This is a genomic window from Mycobacterium sp. (assembly GCF_049802695.1).
Lineage (GTDB): Bacteria > Actinomycetota > Actinomycetes > Mycobacteriales > Mycobacteriaceae > Mycobacterium.
The window spans coordinates 1-5,066 of sequence record NZ_JBARMY010000501.1; the positions used below are offsets into that span (position 1 = coordinate 1).

7 protein-coding genes and 1 pseudogene are annotated in these 5,066 nt (G+C 66.1%); 1 reads left to right on the plus strand and 7 read right to left on the minus strand.

Annotated elements, in window-relative coordinates; genetic code table 11:
- The 4 genes and pseudogenes from WA317_RS19730 to WA317_RS19745 form a co-directional block, all read right to left on the minus strand.
- A pseudogene (locus WA317_RS19730) lies at positions 1 to 308 on the minus strand (ferredoxin reductase); the annotation flags it as partial.
- Between the two features lie 94 nt (positions 309 to 402).
- Entirely contained in the window at positions 403 to 912 is a 510-nt protein-coding gene (locus WA317_RS19735) for a DUF6912 family protein (protein WP_425174641.1), read from the minus strand.
- Between the two features lie 12 nt (positions 913 to 924).
- Positions 925 to 1,092, minus strand: a complete 168-nt coding sequence (locus WA317_RS19740; protein ID WP_425174642.1) for a hypothetical protein — start codon at positions 1,090 to 1,092, stop codon at positions 925 to 927.
- Positions 1,093 to 1,116: 24 nt separating this feature from the next.
- Complete coding sequence (locus WA317_RS19745) at positions 1,117 to 2,520, minus strand: WS/DGAT/MGAT family O-acyltransferase (protein ID WP_425174643.1); 1,404 nt, start codon at positions 2,518 to 2,520, stop codon at positions 1,117 to 1,119.
- 176 nt (positions 2,521 to 2,696) lie between these two features.
- Here WA317_RS19745 and WA317_RS19750 point away from each other — a divergent pair, with 176 nt between their 5' ends.
- Positions 2,697 to 3,221 carry an Rv3235 family protein gene (locus tag WA317_RS19750; RefSeq protein ID WP_425174644.1) on the plus strand — a complete coding sequence of 175 codons (525 nt, stop codon included), beginning with the start codon at positions 2,697 to 2,699 and terminating at the stop codon, positions 3,219 to 3,221.
- A 30-nt stretch (positions 3,222 to 3,251) separates the two neighbouring features.
- Here WA317_RS19750 and WA317_RS19755 read toward each other — a convergent pair whose 3' ends face one another.
- The 3 genes from WA317_RS19755 to WA317_RS19765 form a co-directional block, all read right to left on the minus strand.
- Entirely contained in the window at positions 3,252 to 4,406 is a 1,155-nt protein-coding gene (locus WA317_RS19755) for a cation:proton antiporter (protein ID WP_425174645.1), read from the minus strand.
- Between the two features lie 4 nt (positions 4,407 to 4,410).
- Positions 4,411 to 4,893 carry a cation:proton antiporter regulatory subunit gene (locus WA317_RS19760; protein WP_425174646.1) on the minus strand — a complete coding sequence of 161 codons (483 nt, stop codon included), beginning with the start codon at positions 4,891 to 4,893 and terminating at the stop codon, positions 4,411 to 4,413.
- A gap of 22 nt (positions 4,894 to 4,915) precedes the next feature.
- A partial coding sequence (locus WA317_RS19765) for a hypothetical protein (RefSeq protein ID WP_425174647.1) occupies positions 4,916 to 5,066 on the minus strand: 151 nt, incomplete at its 5' end.

The following is a 5,066-nucleotide window of genomic DNA, read 5'->3' on the forward strand; positions in this document are numbered from 1 at the left end:
TCCATCAACACGCCGATGCCGATGTACTGACCGGGTTGATAGTCAAAGGTGAAGCCCCAACCCGGTTTGATGACCAGCGTGGCCGAATCTTCGGTTTCGCGGCGCACGTCAAGCACCCGGCCCCGCAGCTCACGCGCAGTCCACAACGGGTTGGCCAGATGTAAGTAGTCGTCCGGCAGCAGCGGGGTGGTGATCCGCGCGGCGGCCCTGCGCAGCAGGTGCCAGCCGGGGTGCTTGTCCGCGCCGGCGACCGTCGGCCGTCGAGTGTCGACGACGTCGGCGGTGATCTTCGCGATTTTCTTGCTCAAGGGAAGCTCCTGGGCAGGTTTGCGGTGACGGTGAAGCCACGGATCGCCGTCAACCTACGGTATCGTAGGTTACTGCCGCGTAGCTACCCGCTGTTTAGAGCAACTCGAGCAGGAACGGTAGCTCCTGGGTCGCATACCAGGCCAGGTCGTGGTCCTGGGCGTCGCCGACGAGCAGTTCGGCGTCCTCGTCTCCCAGATCAGCGGCATCCACCACCTCGATGGCCGCCGTCACCGCCGGTTCGGCTGCGGCGTTGTCCACGAATGCGGCGACGACCTGGTCGGCCGTTACCGCCCCGCCGAGCCGAACCACCGCGTCGTCGAGGTCGGGACGCAGGGTCACCTCCTCGGCGTCGACGACGAGCACCGCGCGCCGCGGCAGCAAGTCTCCGGCGGCCTCGTCGCCGGCAGCAGCCAGCAGCCGCAACGACGCCAGCGCGGCATCGCGCAGCGCCACCTCGCCCAATTCTTCGTCGTCGCCTTCGGCGTAGGCCTCCCGCAATCTCGGTGTCACCGCGAACGCGGTGCCGTTGACGGGCCATAGCGAACCGCCGGCGACCAGCTGCTGCAGCATGGCCAGGGTCGCCGGAATGTAGACCCGCATCAAGAATCGGTAGTCCTATCGCTTTCGCTCACCGACCGGGATCGCGACGTGGTCGCCGACATAGGTCGACAACTCGCGGGGCGGTCGCTGATAGCTGCCACTGACGATGGGACGTGCGGGCAGCTTGACATTCGGCTTTTTCACTTCGTCGTAGTCGATGGTGGACGGCAGAGGGGCAATCATATTCAACCGGGCGTGAAACGACCCTTAACGCGCGGCTTCGAGCAGCTCGTCGAGCGATTCCTGCAGCAACGCCGGCATTACGTGGACGTCGCTCATCGCTTTCCGGTCGGCGTTGATCGCGAAATAAAGCATGCCGTTGTAGGACGTAACGCCGATGGCCAGTGCCTGGTTTTGCAGCAGTGGGGGCACCGTGTAACCCTCCAGCAGCTTGGCGCCGGCGATGTACAGCTGCGACTGCGCACCCGGTGCGTTGGTGATCAACAGATTGAACAGCCGCGCGGAGAAATCGGTGGCGACCCGCACCGCCATGGCATGCAACGTCGGTGGCGCGAAGCCGGACAGCGTGACGATGGTTTGGGCGTCGACCCGACTGGCGGCAGTGGGATGTGATTCGGTGGCGTGCGCGATCTGGGACAACCGCACCACGGCGTTGCCCTCCCCCACCGGCAGGTCAACCAAAAACGGCGTCACCTGGCCGATCGCCTGGCCGGGACTGAACGACTGAGCGTGGTCTTCCGAGTGAACCGACAGCGGCGCCATTGCCCGGACCGTCGTGGTCGGCGCCACTGCCTCACCGCGCGACAGCAACCAATTCCGCAGGGCACCGGTGACCACTGTCAACACCACGTCGTTGACATCGCAGTCGTAGCGCGCCCGCACTGTCCGGTAGTCCTCCAGCCGTCCGCGCGCGACCGTGAACAACCGGTTGCGGGACACGGTGGCGTTCAACGGGCTGCTCGGCGCCGTGCCGCGCGTTAACGCCCGTGCGTTGTCAAGGAATCGACGACCCGCTTCAGCGAATAATCCCGAGGTGGTACGTCCGGCGACTACGGAGCTGACGGCCTGCAGTTGCGTCCGAGGAGCAGACACCCAGTCCCCGACCGCCTTGATGAGCAGCTGGGGGGTGCTGGGTTCGCGGCCGGGCACCCAAATGTCCTCGGCGAAGGTCGGCGGCCGTCGCGTCCGGTCGGCGATGACATGCCCGAGTGCAAGAGCTGTCACCCCGTTGACCAGCGCCTGATGGGACTTCGTGTAGATCGCCAGGCGGCCCTTGGCCAGGCCCTCGACCAGATACATCTCCCACAGCGGCCGGGCCTTGTCCAGTGGCCGCTCGGCCAGCCGAGCGATCAGCTCGTGCAGCTGCTCGTCGCTGCCCGGCGACGGCAGCGCCGACCGCCGGATGTGGTAGGTGATGTCGAAGTCGCGATCATCGATCCACACCGGCCGGGCCAAGCCCAGCGTGATCTCGCGGACCTTTTGCCGGTAGCGCGGGATCTGGGGAAGTCGCCGTTCGACGGTGGACAGCAAGGTCTCGTAGCTCAACCCCGCGCGCGGCTTGCGCAAGATCAGCAATGTCCCGACGTACATCGGGGTGTCGGTGTTCTCCAGGTGATAGAAGGACGCGTCCGCAGTGGATAACCGCGCCACTTCCTGTCTCCCTCGCTCGTCGTTCAGCTACCGATAATGCCGCTCACCGTAACCGCCAACGCAGCTGTGTGCCGCCCGAGTACCCAGATGCGCCGACTATGCCATGATGCTCGCAGCCGTCTGCCACTCTCCAGCAGGCTTGCCCCCGTTTCGACCGACCGCTGGAGAGTGTCCCGTTGACTGTCGATTTCCCTGACCAACCAATACACGTCGTCCGGCGCGTCGTCGACTACGAGCCGCCGGTTCGAGAGGTCCGGCGATGCCAGCGGCTACCCTCTGCCGCCTTGCGGCGTCCCGTTGCGCGCATCCCCGATGGTCGCGGTTGCGGGAAGCCGGCGGACAGCATGTCGGCTGCGCTGCGGCCGGCGGCGGCGTTCGCCGAGGGCGCACTGCGCCGAGTGCTCGAGGTGATCGACCGCCGCCGATCGCCGGCTCAGCTTCGTCCGCTGCTGGCGGCTACTCTGGTCGACTCCGTTCTGGCGGCGAACCAGTTGACGGCGGCCCGTCAAGCCGTGGCGGTATTGCGACGGGTGCGGTTGCAAGCCGCGGGCGGTGACCGCGCCGCTGGGGCCGCCACTGCGGCCGAAGTATTCGGCACCTACAGCCGCGGGCGTCGCGTTCACGCCATCGCCTGCCGAGTCGAGCAACTTCCCGCGACCGACGGACCGCGATGGCAGGTGGTCGCCTTACACATCGGTTGACGACTTGATAAGACGGGGCCTGCGCCGCGCCTACCTCGCACGCGCGCTGCGCGGCAGTGGGCCACCGGTGAAGCGGGTTAACACCGGACCGACTGTCGCGACGATGAACACGTACGACATCGCCAGCGGCGCCAAGCCCGGGATCGTATCGCCGATCAAACCGATGATGATCAACGAGAATTCGGCCCTGGCGATGAGCGTGGTGCCGGCGCGCCACTGGCCGCGCCGCCCCACTCCGTCGCGCCGGGCGGCGAACACACCGGTGGCTACTTTCGTCAAGCTGGTGGCGACGGCCAGGGCGATCGCGACCGGCAGCGCCGGAATCAGACTCTGCGGATCAACCGCAACGCCGACGCCGACGAAGAACACCGCAGCGAACAGATCGCGCAGCGGCCCCAGCACTCGCCTGGCCCGATCCGCGGTTTCTCCGGTCAACGTCAACCCAACCAGGAATGCACCGACCGCAGCCGAGGCGTGCAAGTACTCGGCCAGCGCCGCGACGATCAACGTCAGGCCCAGCACCCGCAGCAGCAGCTGCTCGGAATCGGGGTGCCCGACCAGCCGGCCGACATGATGACCCCAGCGATACGACGCGGCGAAGGCCAACCAGAACGCGGTGACCGCGAGGACCATCCCGCCCAGCGCGAGCAGCCACGTTCCACCGGAGGCCAGCACGGCGAACACCGGCAGGTATGCCGCCATCGCGAAGTCTTCGAGCACCAATACCGCCAGTACTGACGGCGTCTCGCGGTTACCGAGCCGGTGCAGGTCTTCGAGCAGGCGCGCAATGAGGCCGGAGGACGACACGTAGGTGACACCGGCCAGCGCGAGGATGCCGAGGCCGTTGAGTCCCAGCAACCATCCGGCGACCGCCCCGGGTGTCGCGTTGAGCACGATATCGACCGAAGCGGAAGGTAAATGGTGGCGCAGGCTGCTGGCGAATTCGGGGGCGGAGAATTCCAGGCCCAACGTGAGCAGTAGCAGAACTACACCGATGGGCGCGCCGGTGGAAATGAATTCGCTTGCCGCAGCGACGGGGTCGATTCCGCCGTTGCCCAGCGCGAGTCCTGCCAGCAAATAGACCGGTATCGGCGACAACGCGAATCGGCGTGCGACAGCGGCTAGCAGAGCAAGTGCGGTGAGAACGGCGCCCAGTTGCAAGAGCAACGGCACCGCAACTTCCAAAAATTCAACCCTTTTCGATGAGGCGTTCGACGCCGACGATACCGTCATCGGTGCCGATCACGATCAGTACATCGTCTGCGTGCAGTTCCTCGGCAGGTGTCGGCGAGGGAATCACCTTGTCGTGACGGACAATCGCCACGATCGACGCGCCGGTGCGCGCACGTGCTTGCGTCTCGCCGAGCGGCCGGTCGACGAAGGGGCTGCCCGCCCCGACGCGGATCTGTCGAGAATCGATGCCCGGTAATTTCTTGGTCAGTTCGGTGAACTTCTCGGCAATCCTGGGCGCACCCAGGATTTGAGCGAAAGCGTCGGCCTCGTCGTCGGTCAGGTGCAGCAGCAATCGGGCCTGGTCGGGGTCGTCAGGCGCGTATTGGACGATTTCGAAGTCACCGTCGCGCCGCCTGATGACGCCGACCAAGTCGCCGTCCTGACTTTTGAATTCGTAGCGCACACCGATGCCGGGCAGCAGAGTTTCGTTGACGTCCATGTCCCAGATACTCGTTGGGGTTTTATCGTCGTTTCGCCGATTTGGGAGCTTTGGCTCCGCGGCCCTGCCGACGTGCGGCTTCACGCCGCTCCCGCCGGGTGGTGCCGCCCTGCACGCCAGCCGCTGTCTTGTGCCCGTCGCCGCCGTTGCGCTGCAGTTGCGCCGAGCCGTCC